Here is a 16240-nt window from a genome sequence, read left to right as displayed (position 1 = left end):
CGTACGCCTACGCGCCCGCTGCGTTCCCGGTCGCGGGCCCCGCCGGCCCCGCCGGCCCCGCCGGTCCCGGCGGTCCTGCCGGCCCCGCCGGCCCCGCCGGCCCCGCCGGTCCCGGCGGTCCTGCCGGCCCCGCCCTCCCCGTCACGCGCCGCTCGGCGCCCGCCGGCCCTGCCCCGCGCCGCTCGGCGCCCGCCGTCCCCGTTACGCGCCGCTCGGCGCACCCCCTCTCCGCCCCGCGCCGCTCGGCGCCCGCTCTCCCCGCCGAGATGCAGTCCAGCGCGATATGTGGATCTCCACGGGACGCTGGGCTGCATCTCGGCGAGGTTCGTCCGGAGGCGGACGGCCGCACGCGCACCGCGGAGGACCGGGTCCCGGCCGCTGCGGGCTGGGCCGCGGTGGCCGAGGCCTGCCGCCCGCACGGGACGCTGGTGCTGGCCGGGCTGGCGCACGCCGGTGGCCAGGGCAGCACGGCGCACTCCCGGCACCCGCTGTGGGGGCCGTCGCCCGTGCCCGACGTCGTGTCCCGGGAGACCCCGGTCGCGATGGGCCCCGGCGAGATCGGCGCGATCGTCACCGCCTTCGCCGATGCCGCGCGATCGGCTGTGGACAGCGGTGTGGACGGGGTGGAGATCTCCGCCGGGCAGCACTCGCTGCTGCGCCAGTTCTGCTCCGGCCTGACCAACCACCGCGAGGACCGGTACGGCACCGACCGGTCGTCGCTGCTGTGCGAGGTGCTGGGCGCGGTCCGGGACGCGATCGGGCCCAGTCCGCTGCTGGCGCTGCGGCTCTGCGTCGACGAGCTCGCTCCGTGGGCGGGCATCCGGCCCGACGACGGCGTCGCCCTGGCCCGGGCGGTCGCGCCGATGGTCGACCTGCTCGTCCCGGTCGTCGGCAGTGCCCTGTCGGTCGGGTCGACGCGGCCGGACCTGCACACGCCCGAGGCGTTCCTGCGGGAGCGATGCGCCGAGGTGCGCAGCGCAGTGGCGGGTGCGGCACCCGTCGTGCTCGCCGGGAGCGTCGCCTCGGTGTCGATCGCCTCCGACGCGCTGACCTGCGGGGACGCTGATCTCGTCGAGATGACGAGAGCGCAGATCGCCGATCCCCGGCTGGTGGCGCTGGCCCGCGCCGGGACGCCGGAGCGCATCCGGCCGTGCCTGCTGACCAACGCCCTGGCCGCCGCCCGGGACCCGCGCAACCCGGTCGTCGGGGACGAGCTGGAGCCGCGGTCCGGGCACGAACGGGCCGAGCCGGACCCGGCTGCGGGGCGACCCGGCCGCGGGTCGGGCACACCGGGCACCCACGCCCAGGGCGGCTGGTCGCCCGAGGACTGGTCGCCCGAGGACCGGTTGCCCGAGCACGGGCCCCCCGAGCACTGGCCGCGCGAGGACAGGCCGCGCGAGGACGGGATGCCCGAGTACGGGCCGCTCGAGAATCGGCCGCCCGAGCACCGGCTGCTCGATCACCGGCAGCCCGAGCACGGGCTGCTCGAGGACCGGCCGCCCGGGGATCGCTGTGCCGGGCCGGTTCCTGTGCTCGTGGTCGGGGGCGGACCGGCCGGGCTGGAGGCGGCCCGGACCCTTGCCCTGCGCGGGCACCCGGTGACCGTGCACGAGCGGGCGGACCGCCTCGGTGGGGCGCTGCACGCGGCGGCCGCCGTACCCGGCCGCAGCCGGCTCGGGCTGCCGGTCGCGTGGTGGGAACGCGAGCTCGCCCGGCTCGGGGCCCGGGTCGAGCTGGGCTCCGAGCCGGACGCCGCCGCCCTCGCCGTCGCCGAGGCCCGTGGCGAGACGGTCCTGCTCGCCACCGGGTCCCGGCGCGCACCGGTGCGGTACGCCGCGGACGTGCCCGTCCTGCCGGCCGCCGAGCTGTTCGCCGCGGTCGCCGACCGGGGGCGCGCGGTGGGGGGTGGGCGCTCCGGCGTCGCACACGCACTCGGTGCCACCGGGGTCGCGGCTGGTGCGGCCGTGCTGGTCCGTGACCCGCTCGGCGACTGGACCGGGCCGGGGGCCGCGGAGCTGCTGGCCGCGGCCGGGTACGCGGTCACGCTGTCGACCCCCGACGCGGTGGCCGGGCACCAGCTCGGCCGGTGCGGTGACATGGCACCGGCGAACGCCCGGCTCGAACGTGCGGGCGTGGTGCGCGCCCTGTTCACCGACCTGCGCCGGGTCGCGGGCGGGGTCGCCGAGCTGGCCGACGTGCACACCGGCGCGGTCACGGAGGTGCCGTGTGCCGTCGTCGTCGACTGCGGGGCCCGGCTGCCGGACCGGACGCTGCCCGACGCCCCCGGCCGCCCGAGCGCGGGCGATCGGGTGGCACCGCGGACGCTGGCCGAGGCGGTCCGGGAGGGCCGCCGTGCCGCGCTGCGCATCGCCGGCGCGCTCCTGGCGGCGGGGTCATCGGGGCCGGAAGGGCCGGACGGCGGGCGGCCCTCCTCCGGTGCCGATCCGGTCCCCGGGCCCGCCGGTCGTGCTGCGGTGGGTTCGGCTCGCCCGGGCGCTGCGTCGGTGGCCGGGGCGGTGACACCGTCGCGGGAGGCGCGTGCACGTCCGGCGACCGGAGGCGCCGCGGGCCTCACCGACCCCGTGCGGCTCGGTCGCCACACGCTGCGGAACCGGATCGTGTTCACCGCGCACCTGACCGGATTCGCCGAGGACGGGCTGCCGGGTGAGCGGCACGCGGCCTACTACGCGGCGCGGGCGGCCGGCGGTGCCGGGCTGGTGATCACCGAGGAGCACGCCGTGCACCCGCACGACCGGCCGTACGAGCGGTTGATCCGCGGGCACGACCCGGCCGTGCTGCCCGGCTACCGCCGGATCACCGACGCGGTGCGCGGCCACGGCGCCGTCGTCCTCGCCCAGCTCAACCACAACGGCGCGCAGGGGTCCGGGATGTACTCGCGGGAGGCCGTCGTCGGGCCCTCGGCACTGCCCGACCCGATGTTCCGCGAGGTCCCGGCCGAGCTGGACGCCGCGGGCATCGCCGGGATCGTCGCCGGGTTCGCCGACGTCGCGGCCCGCTGCGTGGCCGGTGGTTTCGACGGCGTCGAGCTGCAGTGCTCGCACGCGTCGCTGCTGCGGCTGTTCCTCTCCCCGGCGACCAACCGGCGGACCGACGCCTGGGGCGGCGACCGCGCGCGCCGGGCCCGGCTGGTGCTCGACGTCGTCGCCGCCGTCCGCGCGGCGATCGGCCCGGAGCCGGTGCTGGGCCTGCGGATCGGTGTCGACGAGCGGGTCCCCGGCGGCATCACCCCGGACGACGGCGCCGACCTCGCCCGCCGGCTCGTCGCGACCGGCGCGGTCGACCACCTCAACACCTCGATCGGCGTCGCGACCTCGACCCTGCACCTGATCGAACCGTCGATGCACACGCCCGCCGGGTACGCCGGGCACCTCGCCGCGAGGCTGCGCCGCGCCGTCCGGGACGCCGGCTCGGACATCCCGGTCATCGGGGTCGGGCGGTTCACCACGCCCGGCGAGGCCGCCGCGGCGCTGGAACGTGGCGAGTGCGACCTGGTCGGTGTCGCCCGCGGACAGATCGCGGACCCGGAGTTCGCGGCGAAGGCCGCGGCCGGACGCCCGGTGCGCCGCTGCGTCGGGTGCAACCAGGACTGCATCGGCCGGGTCGGGCTCAACCTGCCGCTGCAGTGCGCGGTCAACCCCGCCGCGGGCCGGGAACGGCTGCTGGTCGCCGGCGCGCAGGTGCCGCTGCGCCGGGGCTCTGCTCTGCTTACCCCGGCGCACCACCCCGGAGCAGCGACCTCCGGAGCAGCGAATCCCGGAGCAGCGAATCCCGGAGCAGCGAACCCCGCGGCAGCGAGCCCCGGAGCAGCGAATCCCGGAGCGGCGAATCCCGGGGCAGCGGATTCCGGGGCGGCGGCTTCCGGAGTGGCGGCTTCCGGAGTGGCGAGTTCCGCGGCGGCGAGTCCCGGCGCGCGGGCCGCGGGCGGGCGGCGCACCGTTCTCGTCGTCGGCGCCGGACCGGCCGGGCTGTCCGCGGCCGCGTCCCTCGCCGCCCGCGGCGACCGGGTGCTGCTCGCCGAGCGCGCCGCCGGCCCCGGCGGCCGGCTCGCGCTCGCCGCGGGCGCGCCCGGCCGGGCCGAGCTGGGGCACGTCGTGACCGACCTGCTGCGCGCGGCACGGGAGGCCGGCGCGACGCTCCGGTTCGGACTCGCCGTGGACCCCGAGGTCGTCGCCGCGCAGCAGCCCGACGCCGTCGTCCTCGCCACCGGGGCCGCGTCGGCGGCCCCGCACTGGGACCCGGACGGCCTCACCGTCCCGGTCGACGACGTCCTGGCCGGGACCCGCCTCCCGGACGGGCCGGTGCTGGTCGTCGACGAGCTCGGGTTCCACCAGGCCACCTCGACCGCGGAGCTGCTCGCCGCCCGCGGGCACGACGTCGAGATCGTCACCCCGGCGCTGGTCGTCGGCCAGGACCTCGGGCTGACCCTCGACCGCGAGGGCTTCCGCCGCCGGGCGCACGCGGCGGGCATCCGGTGTTCGACCGACCGCGCCGTGCTGCGGGTGGTGCGTCCCGGTGAGCAGAGCAGAGCCGGGCGGATCGGGGTGCAGCTGCTGCACCACCCGACCGGCCGGGTCGAGCACCGTGAGGTGGCGGCCGTCGTCACCGCCCTGCCCGCGGTGCCGCGTGGAAGACTGTGGACCGAGCTGGTCGGCTCGCACCCGCGGGTGCACCGGATCGGGGACGCGCTGGCCCCGCGCCGGATGGACTCCGCGATCCGGGAAGGAGCAGCTGTCTTGACCTGAAGTCAGGTCCAGTTCCTAGCGTCGACGCCATGGATACCGAACCCGTGATCGCCACCGAGCGTGCCGGACCCCGCGCGTGGGCCGGCCTGGCCGTGCTCGCCCTGCCGCTGCTCGTCCTCGCCCTGGACGTCAGCGTGCTCTACCTCGCCGCGCCCGCGCTGACCGCCGACCTGCAGCCCTCGGCCACCCAACAGTTGTGGATCCTCGACATCTACGGGTTCCTGATCGCCGGGTTCCTCATCACGATGGGCGCGCTCGGCGACCGGATCGGACGCCGGCGGCTGCTGCTGATCGGGGCGGCGGCGTTCGCCGCAGCCTCGGTGCTCGCCGCGTTCGCGCCCACCGCCGGGCTGCTCGTCGCGGCCCGCGCGCTGCTCGGCGTGGCGGGTGCGACGCTGATGCCCTCCACCCTCGGCCTGATCTCGACGATGTTCCCCGACCCCGCACAGCGGCGGTTCGCCGTCGCGGTGTGGATGACGACGTTCTCGGCCGGTGTCGCGCTCGGTCCGCTGATCGGCGGCATCGTGCTCGAGACCTACTGGTGGGGCGCGGTCGTCCTGCTCGGCGTCCCGGCGATGCTGCTGCTCCTGGTGCTCGGGCCGTGGCTGCTGCCGGAGGAGACCGGGACCGGCGGCGGGCGCCCCGACCTGCTCAGCGTCGGGCTCTCGCTCGCCGCGATGCTCCCGCTCGTCCTCGCCGTGAAGAACCTCGCCGCCCACGGCCCGGACGGCGGGGTGCTCGTCGCCGCCGTCGTCGGTGCCCTGGCCGGGGTGCTGTTCGTCCGCCGCCAGCGCCGGCTCGCGGACCCCCTGCTCGACGTCACGCTGTTCACCCGGCCCGCGTTCACGGCGGCGGTGTCCGTGCTGCTGATCGGGCTGGTCGCGGTCAACGGCCTGTTCTTCCTGCTGCCGCAGTACCTGCAGCTGGTGGCAGGGGCGTCCGCGCTGACCGCCGGGATCTGGATGCTGCCGCTCGCCGCGGTCACCGTCGTGGGGTCGCTGCTCACCCCGGTGCTGACCCGGTGGCTGCGGGTGTCCACCGTGGTCGCCGGGGCCGCGGCGCTGGCCGTGCTCGGCTCGTTGCTCGTCGGGCTGGTCGGTGCGGGATCCGGCCCGGTCGCGCTCGTCGCGCTGATCACCGGCACCGTGCTCGGGCTGAGCCCGATCGGCGTCCTGGCCACCGACCTGGTCCTCGGGTCGGTCCCGAGTGCCCGGGCCGGCGCCGCCGCGTCGATCTCGGAGACGGCCGGTGAGCTGGGTGTGGCCCTGGGCGTCGCGATCACCGGCAGCGTCCTCACCGCCGTCTACACCGGACGGCTGGTGCCGCCGGCCGGGCTCAGCGGGGACGCCGTCGAGCGGGCGGGGGAGGGTCTGGCCGGCGCGGTCGCGGTCGCCGGGGAGGTGCCGGCCGAAGTCGCGGGCCCGCTGCTCGCCTCGGCCCGGGCCGCGTTCAGCGCCGGCGTCGGCGCGGTCGGGCTGGTCGGGGCGGTCCTGCTGACCGGGGCCGTCGCGCTGGCGCTGACCGCGCTGCGCCGGGCCGGGGGCTGACGGGGCAGGCTGTAGCGGTGATCCTCGCCGACCTCACCTGGACCGATCTGGCCGACCCGGCGGGCCGGCCGCGCACCGTCGTCGTCCCGATCGGGTCGACCGAGCAGCACGGCCCGCACCTGCCGCTGGGCACCGACACCGCCGTCGCCTCGGCGGTCGGGTCCGCCCTGCACGACGCCGACCCGGCGCTGGTGCTGGCCCCGGCGCTGCCCTACGGCGCGGCCGGGGAGCACGAGGGGTTCCCCGGCACCGTGTCCATCGGGGAGCAGGCGCTGCACACCGTGCTGGTCGAGTACGGCCGGTCCGCCTGCCGGTGGGCGTCGCGGCTGGTGCTGCTCAACGGCCACGGCGGCAACGTCGCGGCGCTGTCGTCCGCGGTGGGCCTGCTGCGCGAGGAGGGGCGCGACGCCGGCTGGCTGTCCTGCGTCGCCGACGTGGCGGGGGTGCCGCTGGACGCGCACGCCGGGCGCTACGAGACCTCGCTGCTGACCCACCTGCACCCGGAGCGGGTCCGGGCGGAGCGTGCCGCCGCGGGCGAGACCCGGCCGATCCGCGAGATCATCGACGCGTTGCGCAGCGACGGGATCGCAGGCCTGAGCCCGAACGGAGTGCTGGGCGACCCGGCCGGGGCGTCCGCGGCCGAGGGACGGGCCCTGCTCGACGCGATCGTGGCGGGGGCGGGGGCGGCGATCGCGGCCTGGGACCCGTCGCCGCGGACCGGACGGCTGCGCGTCCCGGCCGGGTGACCCGGCACGTCGTCCCCGGGGTCAGGAGTGCACGAGCAGCGGGACGAGCTGTTCGGCGGGCGTCAGCGAGCCGTGCTGCCCCGGGAACGTCGACAGGTACGGCTCGGCCTCCCGGCGGACCACGGCGGCCGTCCCGCGCAGCGCGACGACGACGTCGCCGATCCGGTCCCGCACCCGGTCCGGCACGGGGCCGAACCAGCTCCCGTCCACCGCCTCGTCGCGGGACACCACCCAGGCGTCGTCGCCGAGGGTGGAGCGCCAGGCCGCCAGGACGTCGTCGGTCGCGCCCGGGTGGACGTAGACGTGCCGGGCCCGCGGGTCACCGCCGAGCAGTGCGACGCCGTCCTGCAACACCGGTTCGGCATCGGCGTCGGTGATCCGGTCGACGGTGACCATGCCGTGGTCGCCGGTGACGGCCAGCAGCGTGCCGGCGGGCAGCGCCTCGAGGAGCATCCCGAGCAGCGTGTCGATCTGGCGGAGCTGCCAGCGCCAGGCCGGCGAGCCGGGGCCGTGCAGATGGCCCAGCTTGTCCAGGTCGGCGTGGTAGGCGTAGACCAGCCGCGGCCCGGGGCCGTCCGCCCCGGAGAGGATCTCCACGGCGAGATCGCCGAGGGCGGCCACCCCGCGGTACCGGCCGCCGCGCAGGCCGGACCGGGTCAGCCCGGACGTCCGGAACTCCAGCGGTGACACCGACCGCACCTCGACCCCGGCCGCGGCGGCCCGTTCCAGGACCGTGGGCTCCGGCTGGACCTGTTCGGGGACGAGCACGTCCCGCAGGTCCCGGCGCCCGGACGACCAGCCGAGCGCGTCGAGCAGCTCGCCGTCCACCCGGAACCGCAGGCCCAGCGTGCCGTGTGAACCCGGGGGCAGCCCGGTGCCGAGCGAGGTGAGGCTGATCGGGGTGGTCGAGGGGAAGCCGACCGTCAGCGGCCCGGCGTCGGCGAGCCCGGCCAGCACCGGGGCGTCCGCGGCGTGCGCGTGGAGCAGTTCGTGGCCCAGCCCGTCGATCAGCAGCAGTACCGCGGCCTGGGCCGGCGGGAGTGTGAACGCGGGCGGGCGGTCGTCGAGCGGGGCGCCGATCGCGTGCAGCAGCGACGGCAGGACGTCGGCCAGCGTCGCGGTGCCGTAGCGGGGAAGGAGATCCGGCATGACGACGAGTGTGCGTCGGCGGGCCGGATCCGCGCACCGCCGGTGGGAGTGGGGTGGGCGACGCGGAGTCGACCCGCGGCCGCGCCGGATGGAACGCTCGGGCGGTGACCGCCCCCGACACACGTCCCGACCACCCGGACCGTCCGGCCCGCCCGCCGCAGCCCGGGGGTCCGGAGCGCGGCGCACCGGTTGCGGCGCAGGGCGGCCCAGCCGGACGGAGCTGTGATCCTGCCGAACGAAGCGGCGATCCCGCCGAACGAAGCGGCGATCCCACAGCCCGGGGGCCCGCCGACCGGCGGCTCCCGGACGGGTTCCGGGTCCTGCTCGACCGGCGCACCCGGCGGATCGACGACGGCGCGGCCCTGCTCGGCGGCGCGCCGCCCCGGCTGGTCCACCTGTCGGCGACGGCGCGGGCCCTGCTGCCCCCGCCCGGGCGGCCGCTGGTGGTGGAGGGCCCGGTGCACCGCGCGCTGGCCCGCACGCTGCTCGACGCGGGGCTGGCCCACCCGGTCCCGGGTGCGGCGGCGTCCGCCCGGCCGGAGCAGGTGACGGTGGTGGTCCCGGTCAAGGACCGCCCGCTGGACCGGCTCCTGGCGGCCCTCGGCCCCGTCTGCGGGCCCGACGGCGACGGTGCCGTACCCGGACGGCTGGGCGGCCTCGTCGTCGTCGACGACGGGTCGGAACGGCCGGAACCGTTGCGGCGCAGCGTCGAGGGGGCCGGGGGCAGGATCCTGCGGCACGAGCACCCGCAGGGGCCGGCCGCGGCTCGCAACGCCGGGCTCGCCGCCGCGCGCACGCCGTACGTGGTGTTCCTCGACTCCGACGTGGTGCCCGGGCCGGGCTGGCTGGAACCGCTGCTCGCGCACCTGGCCGACCCGGCGGTCGGGCTGGTCGCCCCGCGGATCATCGCCCTGGACTCCGAGCACGGGACCGGGCTGCGCGGGACGGTCGGGCGCTACGAGGCGGTGCGGTCCTCCTTGGACCTCGGGACGGATCCGGCGCTGGTCGTGCCGCGCTCGCGGGTGGCGTACGTGCCGAGCGCGGCCGTGCTCGTGCGGGTCGACGCCGTGTCGGCGGTGGGGGGCGGCGCCTTCGACGCCGGGATGCACGTCGCCGAGGACGTCGACCTGGTCCTGCGGCTGCACGCCGCCGGCTGGGCGATGCGCTTCGAGCCCACCGCGCGGGTCGCCCACGACCACCGCACCCGGCCGGGGGAGTGGTTGCGCCGCAAGGCTTTCTACGGGACCGGTGCCGCACCGCTGGCGCAGCGGCACCCGGGAGCGGTGCCGCCGGTGGTGCTGTCGCCGTGGACGGCGGCGGTGTGCCTGCTGCTGCTCGCACAGCGCCGCGGCGCGACCGCGGTCGCCGGGGTGGTCTCCGTGGTCGCCACGGAACGGTTGTCGCGCAAGCTGACCCGGCTGGAGCACCCGCGGCGCAGCGCCGCCCGGCTCACCACGCTCGGGCTGGCCGGCGCGCTGTGGCAGACGGCGTCGGCGCTGACCCGCCACTTCTGGCCGGTCGCCGCGGTGGCGTGCGTCGTCTCGTCCCGGGCCCGGCGCGCGGTCGCGATCGCGGCACTGGCCGAGGGGCTGGCGGACTGGTGGTCGCACCGCGACCGCGACCCGCGGGTGCGCGTCCCCGTCGTCGTCCACCTGGTCGCGCACCGGCTCGACGACCTCGCCTACGGCGCCGGACTGTGGTGGGGCGCCTGGCGGCACCGCACGTCGGCCCCGCTGCGCCCGGCCGGGCCTGGCCGTCGGCGCTGATGCAGGTTAGGCTGCCCTGACTCGCGGGCCCGCGACCACTCCATCCGGGTTGGTCTGAACGGGTGATTCGTGTTGTCTCGTGGATCCGTTTCTGCGGTCGCGTTCGGTGATCTACTCCGCGGCTGCGACTCTCCTCGGGCGGTGTTCCCGGTCACGGGCATGCCGCCCGCGTACCCGCGGCGAGGGTCGATCGCCGTTCTCCTTGCACCCCTGGAAGATCGGGAGTGTGATGTGGGCGTCGCCACAGGACTGTGGCGGCTCTCGAGGCGCGCCGCCGCGGTCGCGACCGCGATCCGGTGCTCCTCGGGCGATGTCCCCGGTAGATCCCGCGCGGCCCGAGCGCGTGGTCGCGTACGAGGAGTGAGAGTTCATGACAGAGGTCCGGGTCACCGTCGACGGCGTGAACTACGCCGACGACGTCGAGCCCCGCATGTTGCTCGCGCAGTACCTGAGGGAGACGCTGGGCAAGACGGGGACACTGATCGGCTGCGACACCAGCAACTGTGGTGCCTGCACCGTGAGTCTGAACGGGCAGAGCGTGAAGTCCTGCTCGGTCCTCGCGGTCCAGGCCGACGGCGCCGAGGTCACCACCATCGAGGGCCTGGCCCGCGACGGCACGCTGCACCCGGTGCAGGAGGCGTTCCGCGAGTGCCACGGCCTGCAGTGCGGCTACTGCACGCCGGGCATGATCATGGCTGCGGTCGACCTGCTCGGGGACAACCCCGACCCCACCGAGCAGGAGGTCCGGGAGGGCATCGAGGGCAACCTCTGCCGCTGCACCGGCTACCAGAACATCGTGCGCGCCGTCCAGAGCGCGGCGAAGACCATGAAGCCCGGTGCGGCCCAGCCCACCGAGCAGGCCGCCCCGGTCGCCGGGGGAGGGAACTGAGTTGACGACCACCGCCGAGCCCACCACCGAGATCGGCAGGGCGCGGGTCCGCAAGGAGGACCAGCGCCTCATCACCGGCCGCTCCCGCTACACCGACTCCATCACCCCGTCGGGCACCGTCCACATCGCCGTCGTCCGCTCCACGATCGCGCGCGCGACGATCAACTCGATCGACAAGTCCGAGGCCGAGAAGGCGCCGGGCGTCTTCGGCGTGTACACCGCCGCCGACCTGGGCGCCGAGGAGGTCGGCCTGCCCTGCGCGTGGCCGATCACCCCGGACCAGAAGGCCCCGCAGCGTCCGGTCCTCGCGAACGGCCGGGTGAACTTCTCGGGTGAGGGCGTCGCCGTCGTCGTCGCGCGCTCGGCCGCCGCGGCCCGGGACGCCGTCGAGCTCGTCGACGTCGACTACGAGCCCCTCGACCCGGTCCTCGACATGGAGGCCGCGGCTCAGGACGGTGCCGAGCTGGTCCATCCGGACCTGGGCTCCAACGTCTCCGCGACCTGGGTGTTCGACTCGGCCGCGGCCGGCACCGGTGGCGACGTCAGCGAGGCGATCAAGGCCGCCGAGGCCGACGACGACCAGATCGTCGTCCGCCGCCGGTTCCGCCAGCAGCGCCTGATCCCGGCGTTCATGGAGCCCCGCTCCTGCGTCGTCGACCCGACCGGCGAGCAGCTGACCATCTGGGCCGCGACCCAGGTGCCGCACATCCTGCGCACCATGACCACGGTGACCCTCGGGGTGCCCGAGTCCAAGCTGCGCGTGATCGCCCCGGACGTCGGCGGCGGTTTCGGCGGCAAGATCGGTGTGCTGCCCGAGGAGATGCTCTGCGTGCTGCTGGCGCAGAAGCTGGGCAAGCCGGTCAAGTGGACCGAGACCCGCAGCGAGTGCATGCTCACCGCGCACCACGGCCGGGACCAGATCCAGGACCTGGTGATGGCGGTCCGCAAGGACGGCACGATCACCGGCTTCGACGTCCACCTCTACGCCGACATGGGCGCCTACCTCGGGCTGGTCGGGCCGGGCGTGCCGATCCTGGGCGCGTTCATGTTCAACGCCATCTACAAGATGCCGGCGCTGCGGTTCACCTGCTCCAACGTCTTCACCAACAAGACGCTGACCGACGCCTACCGCGGCGCGGGCCGTCCGGAGGCCACCTTCGCCATCGAGCGGATGATGGACGAGGTCGCCGTCGAGCTCGGCCGGGACCCGGTGGAGCTGCGCGAGCAGAACTGGATCAAGCACGACGAGTTCCCGTACGACACGGTCGTGGGCCTGACCTACGACACCGGCAACTACGAGCAGGCCACGCAGCGCGCGATGGAGCTGTTCGACTACGCCGGTCTGCGCCGCGAGCAGGAGGAGCGCCGGCGCTCGGGCGACCCGGTGCAGCTGGGCATCGGCATCTCGACGTTCACCGAGATGTGCGGGCTCGCCCCGTCGCGGGTCCTCGGCTCGCTGGACTACGGCGCCGGCGGCTGGGAGGCCGCGAACGTCCGGATGCTGGCCACCGGCAAGGTCGAGGTCACCACCGGAGCGTCCGCCCACGGCCAGGGCCACGAGACCGCGTTCTCCCAGATCGTCGCGGACAAGCTCGGTGTCGGGTTCGACGACGTCGAGATCCTGCACGGCGACACCCAGGTGGCGCCGAAGGGCCTGGACACCTACGGCTCCCGGTCGCTGGTCGTCGGCGGCATCGCGATCGTCAACGCCGCCGAGAAGGTGATCGAGAAGGCGAAGAAGATCGCCGCGCACCTGCTCGAGGCCTCCGAGGACGACATCGAGTTCGCGAACGGCCAGTTCACCGTCCGGGGCACCGACAAGGGCAAGGCGATCCAGGAGATCGCGTTCGCCGCGTTCATGGCGCACGACTACCCGGAGGGCATGGAGCCCTCGCTGGACTCCGACGCCGTGTTCGACCCGGAGAACTTCTCCTTCCCGCACGGCACGCACCTGTGCGCGATGGAGGTCGACACCGACACCGGCCGGGTGAACCTGCGCCGCTACGTCTGCGTCGACGACATCGGCAACGTGATCAACCCGCTGATCGTCGAGGGCCAGGTGCACGGCGGGCTCGCCCAGGGCATCGCGCAGGCGCTGTTCGAGGAGGCGAACTACGACGAGTCGGGCACCCTGGTGAACGCCACGTTCGTCGACTACACCCTGCCGTCGGCGGCCGACCTGCCCAGCTTCACCACCGAGACGGTCTCGACCCCGTCGACGACCAACCCGCTCGGGGTCAAGGGCGTCGGTGAGGCCGGGACCATCGCCTCCACCCCGGCGATCGTCAACGGCGTGCTCGACGCGGTGCGCCACCTCGGCGTCACCGAGATCGAGATGCCGACGACGTCGCAGCGGGTCTGGCGCGCGCTGCAGGTCGCGAAGGGCCACCAGGCCCAGCAGACCCCGAGCGACACCCATTCCCCGGGCGCAGGCCTGGGATCCATCGATCCGAACAACCCCAAGGGGGAGGTCCAGTGATCCCGGCGAAGTTCGACTACGTCCGGCCGTCGTCGGTCGAGGAGGCCGTCAGCGCGCTGCAGCAGGCCGGTGAGGACGCCAAGATCCTCGCCGGCGGGCAGAGCCTGCTGCCGGTGCTCCGGCTGCGCATGGCCGCCCCGAGCACGGTCATCGACCTGGGCGGGATCCCGGAGCTCAAGCGGATCGGCGAGGACGACCAGTACGTCATGGTCGGCGCGATGGCCACGCACCACGAGGTCATGCGCAACGACCTGATCAAGCAGCACGTCGAGCTGATCTCCCAGGCCACCGAGACGGTCGCCGACCCGCAGGTCCGCCACCGCGGCACCCTGGGCGGCGCGCTCGCGCACGCCGACCCGGCCGGTGACCTCGGGGCGGCCGCGCTGGCCCTGGACGCCGAGTTCGTCATCCTCGGTTCCGGCGGCACCCGCCTGGTCCCGGCGGCGGAGTTCTTCCAGGACTACTTCACGACCGCCATCGGCGAGGGCGAGATCCTCACCATGATCCGGTTCCCGAAGTACACCGGCTGGAAGACCCACTACGAGAAGTTCAACCGGGTCGCCCAGGCGTGGTCCATGGTCGCCGTCGCCGTCGCGCTCAAGGTGGACGGCGGCAGCATCTCCGAGGCCCGCATCGGCCTGACGAACATGGGCAACGTGCCGATCCGGGCCACCGGCGTCGAGCGGGCCCTGGTCGGCCAGGCGGCCGGTCCGGATGTCGCGAAGGCGGCCGCCGAACACGCGACCGAGGGCACCTCGGCTCCGAGTGACGCGGACGCCGCAGCCGACTACCGTGAGCACCTGGCGAAGGTGCTCACCGGCCGCGCGGTCCTGGCCGCAGCCGGCTGAGGGCCGACGAGCACTCCGAAGGGGCGTCTGTCCGGGAACCTCTCGGACAGGCGCCCCTGTCGTTTCCGCCCCTGACGAGGAGCAGTGAGAGAAGATGCAGCTGGAGAACAAGTTCACGATCGAGGCGCCGATCGAGGACGCCTGGAAGGCACTGAACGACCCGGAGCTCATCGCGCCGTGCTTCCCCGGGGCGACCCTGACCGAGTACGAGGGTGACTCGTTCCAGGGCACCGTGAAGGTCAAGCTCGGCCCGATCTCCTTGACCTACAAGGGCAAGGGCACCTACGTCGAGCGCGACGACGCCAACCACAAGGTCGTCATCGACGCGTCCGGCCGGGACGCGCGGGGCAACGGGACCGCGAAGGCCGTCGTGACCGGGACGATGGTCGCCGACGGGCCGGACAAGACCTCGGTGACCATGGTCACCGACATGACCGTGACCGGGCGTCCGGCGCAGTTCGGCCGGGGCGTCATCTCCGACGTCGCCGACAAGATCATCGGCCAGTTCTCCTCCTGCGTCGCGGACAAGCTGACCGGCCCGGGCACGACCGGGGCGGCGGACTCCAACGGCGCCGGCCCGAAGCACGCGGCCGACCAGACGAGCCCGCTGCCGGCCGTCCCGCCGGCGCCGGGCGAGACCGCGACGAGCACCCCGGCCCCGGCCGCCCGGCAGCCGCAGAGCAGCCCGGTCGAGGCCATCGACCTGCTCGACTCGGCCGGTGCGCCGGTGCTCAAGCGGTTCGGCCCGGTGCTGGGCGGCCTGGCCGCACTCACCCTGCTGTTCGTGGTCCTCAAGCGGCTGCGCGGCGGCACGGAGGGCAAGGCCGCGAAGAAGGCCGAGAAGATCGCGCGCAAGGCCGACAAGGCCGTCCGGAAGGAGAAGCCGGCGAAGCAGGAGAAGCTGGCGAAGAAGGCCGCGAAGGCCGCCAAGAAGGACTGAGGCCGCGAAGCAGCCCTGGGATCCGGGCTGCACGGCACGCCTCTCCCCAGCCCGGCGCGGGCCGGTTCCTCCCCGGAGGAACCGGCCCGCGCGGCGTTTCGGGGGACGGGCAGGATGGGCGGATGCGCAGCGGACGGGGCAACGGGCTGACCGATGTGGACGGGCTGCGGGTCGGGCACGCCGCACTCGAGGGCCCCGGGGCGCGCAGCGGTACGACCGTGGTGCTCGCCCCGCCCGGTGGCGCGGTCGCCGGGGTGGACGTGCGCGGGGCCGCGCCCGGGACCCGCGAGACCGACCTGCTCGCCCCGACCGCCACCGTCGCGCGGGTGCACGCGATCACGCTGTCCGGCGGGAGCGCGTACGGCCTCGACGCGGCGTCCGGGGTGATGGCCCGGCTGGAACGCGCCGGTGAGGGCGTCGCGATGCCGGGGGTCGTGGTCCCCATCGTCCCGGCCGCGGTGGTGTTCGACCTGGGCCGCGGTGGTGACCCGGCCGCGCGGCCGACCGCGGCGACCGGTGCGGCCGCCTACGACGCCGCCCACGACGGCCCGGTCGAGCAGGGCTCGGTCGGGGCCGGGACGGGCGCGGTGTCCGGTGGGCTGCGGGGCGGGATCGGGACGGCGTCGGTGGTGCTGGACGGCGGGACGACGGTCGCCGCGCTGGTCGTGCTCAACTCCGCGGGCACGGCCGTCGACCCGCGTACCGGCGAGGTCCTGGGCGCCCGGCACGGGCTGCCGGGCGAGTTCCCCGACGCCGTCGCGCCGGCGCAGCGGGTCGCCGACCTCTACGGGAGGCACGTCAACCCGCTCGGCACGGCGACGACGCTGGTGGTCGTCGGCACCGATGCGACCCTGGACAAGGTGGGCTGCACGCGGCTCGCGGCGATGGCACACGACGGGCTGGCCCGCGCCATCCACCCGGTGCACACCCTGCGTGACGGCGACTGCGCGTTCGGCCTGGCCACCGGCACCGCTCCGGCGCCGGACACGGACGGGACCTACGAGCTGCAGTCGGCCGCGGCCGACGTCACCGCCCGGGCCGTGGCGCACGCCGTGCTGGCGGCCGAGGCCGCGCCGGACCGGCCGTCGTACTCGTCGCTGGTGGCCGGCTGAG

10 protein-coding genes are annotated in these 16240 nt (G+C 75.6%); 9 read left to right on the top strand and 1 reads right to left on the bottom strand.

The genetic code is table 11. The annotated features are described in order from the left end of the window. Positions 1–266 precede the first annotated feature (266 nt). The 3 genes from BM093_RS36495 to mftE are packed head-to-tail and all read left to right on the top strand — an operon-like array spanning position 267 to position 7056. Positions 267–4763, top strand: a complete 4497-nt coding sequence (locus BM093_RS36495) for an oxidoreductase (RefSeq protein WP_218162614.1) — start codon at positions 267–269, stop codon at positions 4761–4763. Positions 4764–4792: 29 nt separating this feature from the next. After that, positions 4793–6310: an MFS transporter gene (locus tag BM093_RS01255; RefSeq protein WP_093335868.1), complete on the top strand. Its 1518-nt coding sequence runs from the start codon at positions 4793–4795 to the stop codon at positions 6308–6310. 17 nt (positions 6311–6327) lie between these two features. After that, positions 6328–7056 (top strand): mycofactocin biosynthesis peptidyl-dipeptidase MftE, encoded by a 729-nt coding sequence (gene mftE / locus BM093_RS01250; protein ID WP_093335865.1) that lies wholly within the window; start codon positions 6328–6330, stop codon positions 7054–7056. A gap of 21 nt (positions 7057–7077) precedes the next feature. Here the strand turns inward: mftE and BM093_RS01245 are convergent, their stop codons facing one another. Further along, positions 7078–8205 (bottom strand): alkaline phosphatase family protein, encoded by a 1128-nt coding sequence (locus BM093_RS01245; RefSeq protein WP_093335862.1) that lies wholly within the window; start codon positions 8203–8205, stop codon positions 7078–7080. Positions 8206–8309: 104 nt separating this feature from the next. Between BM093_RS01245 and mftF the strand changes: the two genes are divergently transcribed. The 6 genes from mftF to BM093_RS01215 all read left to right on the top strand — a co-directional run bounded on the left by mftF (position 8310) and on the right by BM093_RS01215 (position 16239). Then, positions 8310–9971: a mycofactocin biosynthesis glycosyltransferase MftF gene (gene mftF / locus BM093_RS01240; RefSeq protein ID WP_245773220.1), complete on the top strand. Its 1662-nt coding sequence runs from the start codon at positions 8310–8312 to the stop codon at positions 9969–9971. A 370-nt stretch (positions 9972–10341) separates the two neighbouring features. Beyond that, positions 10342–10860, top strand: coding sequence for a (2Fe-2S)-binding protein (locus tag BM093_RS01235; RefSeq protein ID WP_093335859.1), 519 nt, complete (start codon positions 10342–10344; stop codon positions 10858–10860). Position 10861: 1 nt separating this feature from the next. Beyond that, positions 10862–13339, top strand: coding sequence for a xanthine dehydrogenase family protein molybdopterin-binding subunit (locus tag BM093_RS01230; protein WP_093335856.1), 2478 nt, complete (start codon positions 10862–10864; stop codon positions 13337–13339). Beyond that, positions 13336–14187 carry an FAD binding domain-containing protein gene (locus BM093_RS01225; protein WP_093335853.1) on the top strand — a complete coding sequence of 284 codons (852 nt, stop codon included), beginning with the start codon at positions 13336–13338 and terminating at the stop codon, positions 14185–14187. Before BM093_RS01230 ends, BM093_RS01225 begins: the two co-directional genes overlap by 4 nt. A 94-nt stretch (positions 14188–14281) precedes the next feature. Beyond that, a complete protein-coding gene (locus tag BM093_RS01220; RefSeq protein ID WP_093335850.1) occupies positions 14282–15127 on the top strand; it encodes an SRPBCC family protein in 846 nt (281 codons plus the stop codon). A 122-nt stretch (positions 15128–15249) separates the two neighbouring features. After that, positions 15250–16239: a P1 family peptidase gene (locus BM093_RS01215; RefSeq protein ID WP_093335847.1), complete on the top strand. Its 990-nt coding sequence runs from the start codon at positions 15250–15252 to the stop codon at positions 16237–16239. Position 16240 lies beyond the last annotated feature (1 nt).

Source organism: Pseudonocardia ammonioxydans, from assembly GCF_900115005.1.
Lineage (GTDB): Bacteria > Actinomycetota > Actinomycetes > Mycobacteriales > Pseudonocardiaceae > Pseudonocardia > Pseudonocardia ammonioxydans.
This window is presented reverse-complemented; position numbering and strand designations above follow the sequence as displayed.

Bases quoted from the DNA above. Each gene is read 5' to 3' on its own strand.
- BM093_RS01245 (WP_093335862.1), bottom strand. From the start codon at position 8,205: ATGCCGGATCTCCTTCCCCGCTACGGCACCGCGACGCTGGCCGACGTC.
- BM093_RS01215 (WP_093335847.1), top strand. From the start codon at position 15,250: ATGCGCAGCGGACGGGGCAACGGGCTGACCGATGTGGACGGGCTGCGG.
- BM093_RS01255 (WP_093335868.1), top strand. From the start codon at position 4,793: ATGGATACCGAACCCGTGATCGCCACCGAGCGTGCCGGACCCCGCGCG.
- BM093_RS01220 (WP_093335850.1), top strand. From the start codon at position 14,282: ATGCAGCTGGAGAACAAGTTCACGATCGAGGCGCCGATCGAGGACGCC.
- BM093_RS36495 (WP_218162614.1), top strand. From the start codon at position 267: ATGCAGTCCAGCGCGATATGTGGATCTCCACGGGACGCTGGGCTGCAT.
- BM093_RS01235 (WP_093335859.1), top strand. From the start codon at position 10,342: ATGACAGAGGTCCGGGTCACCGTCGACGGCGTGAACTACGCCGACGAC.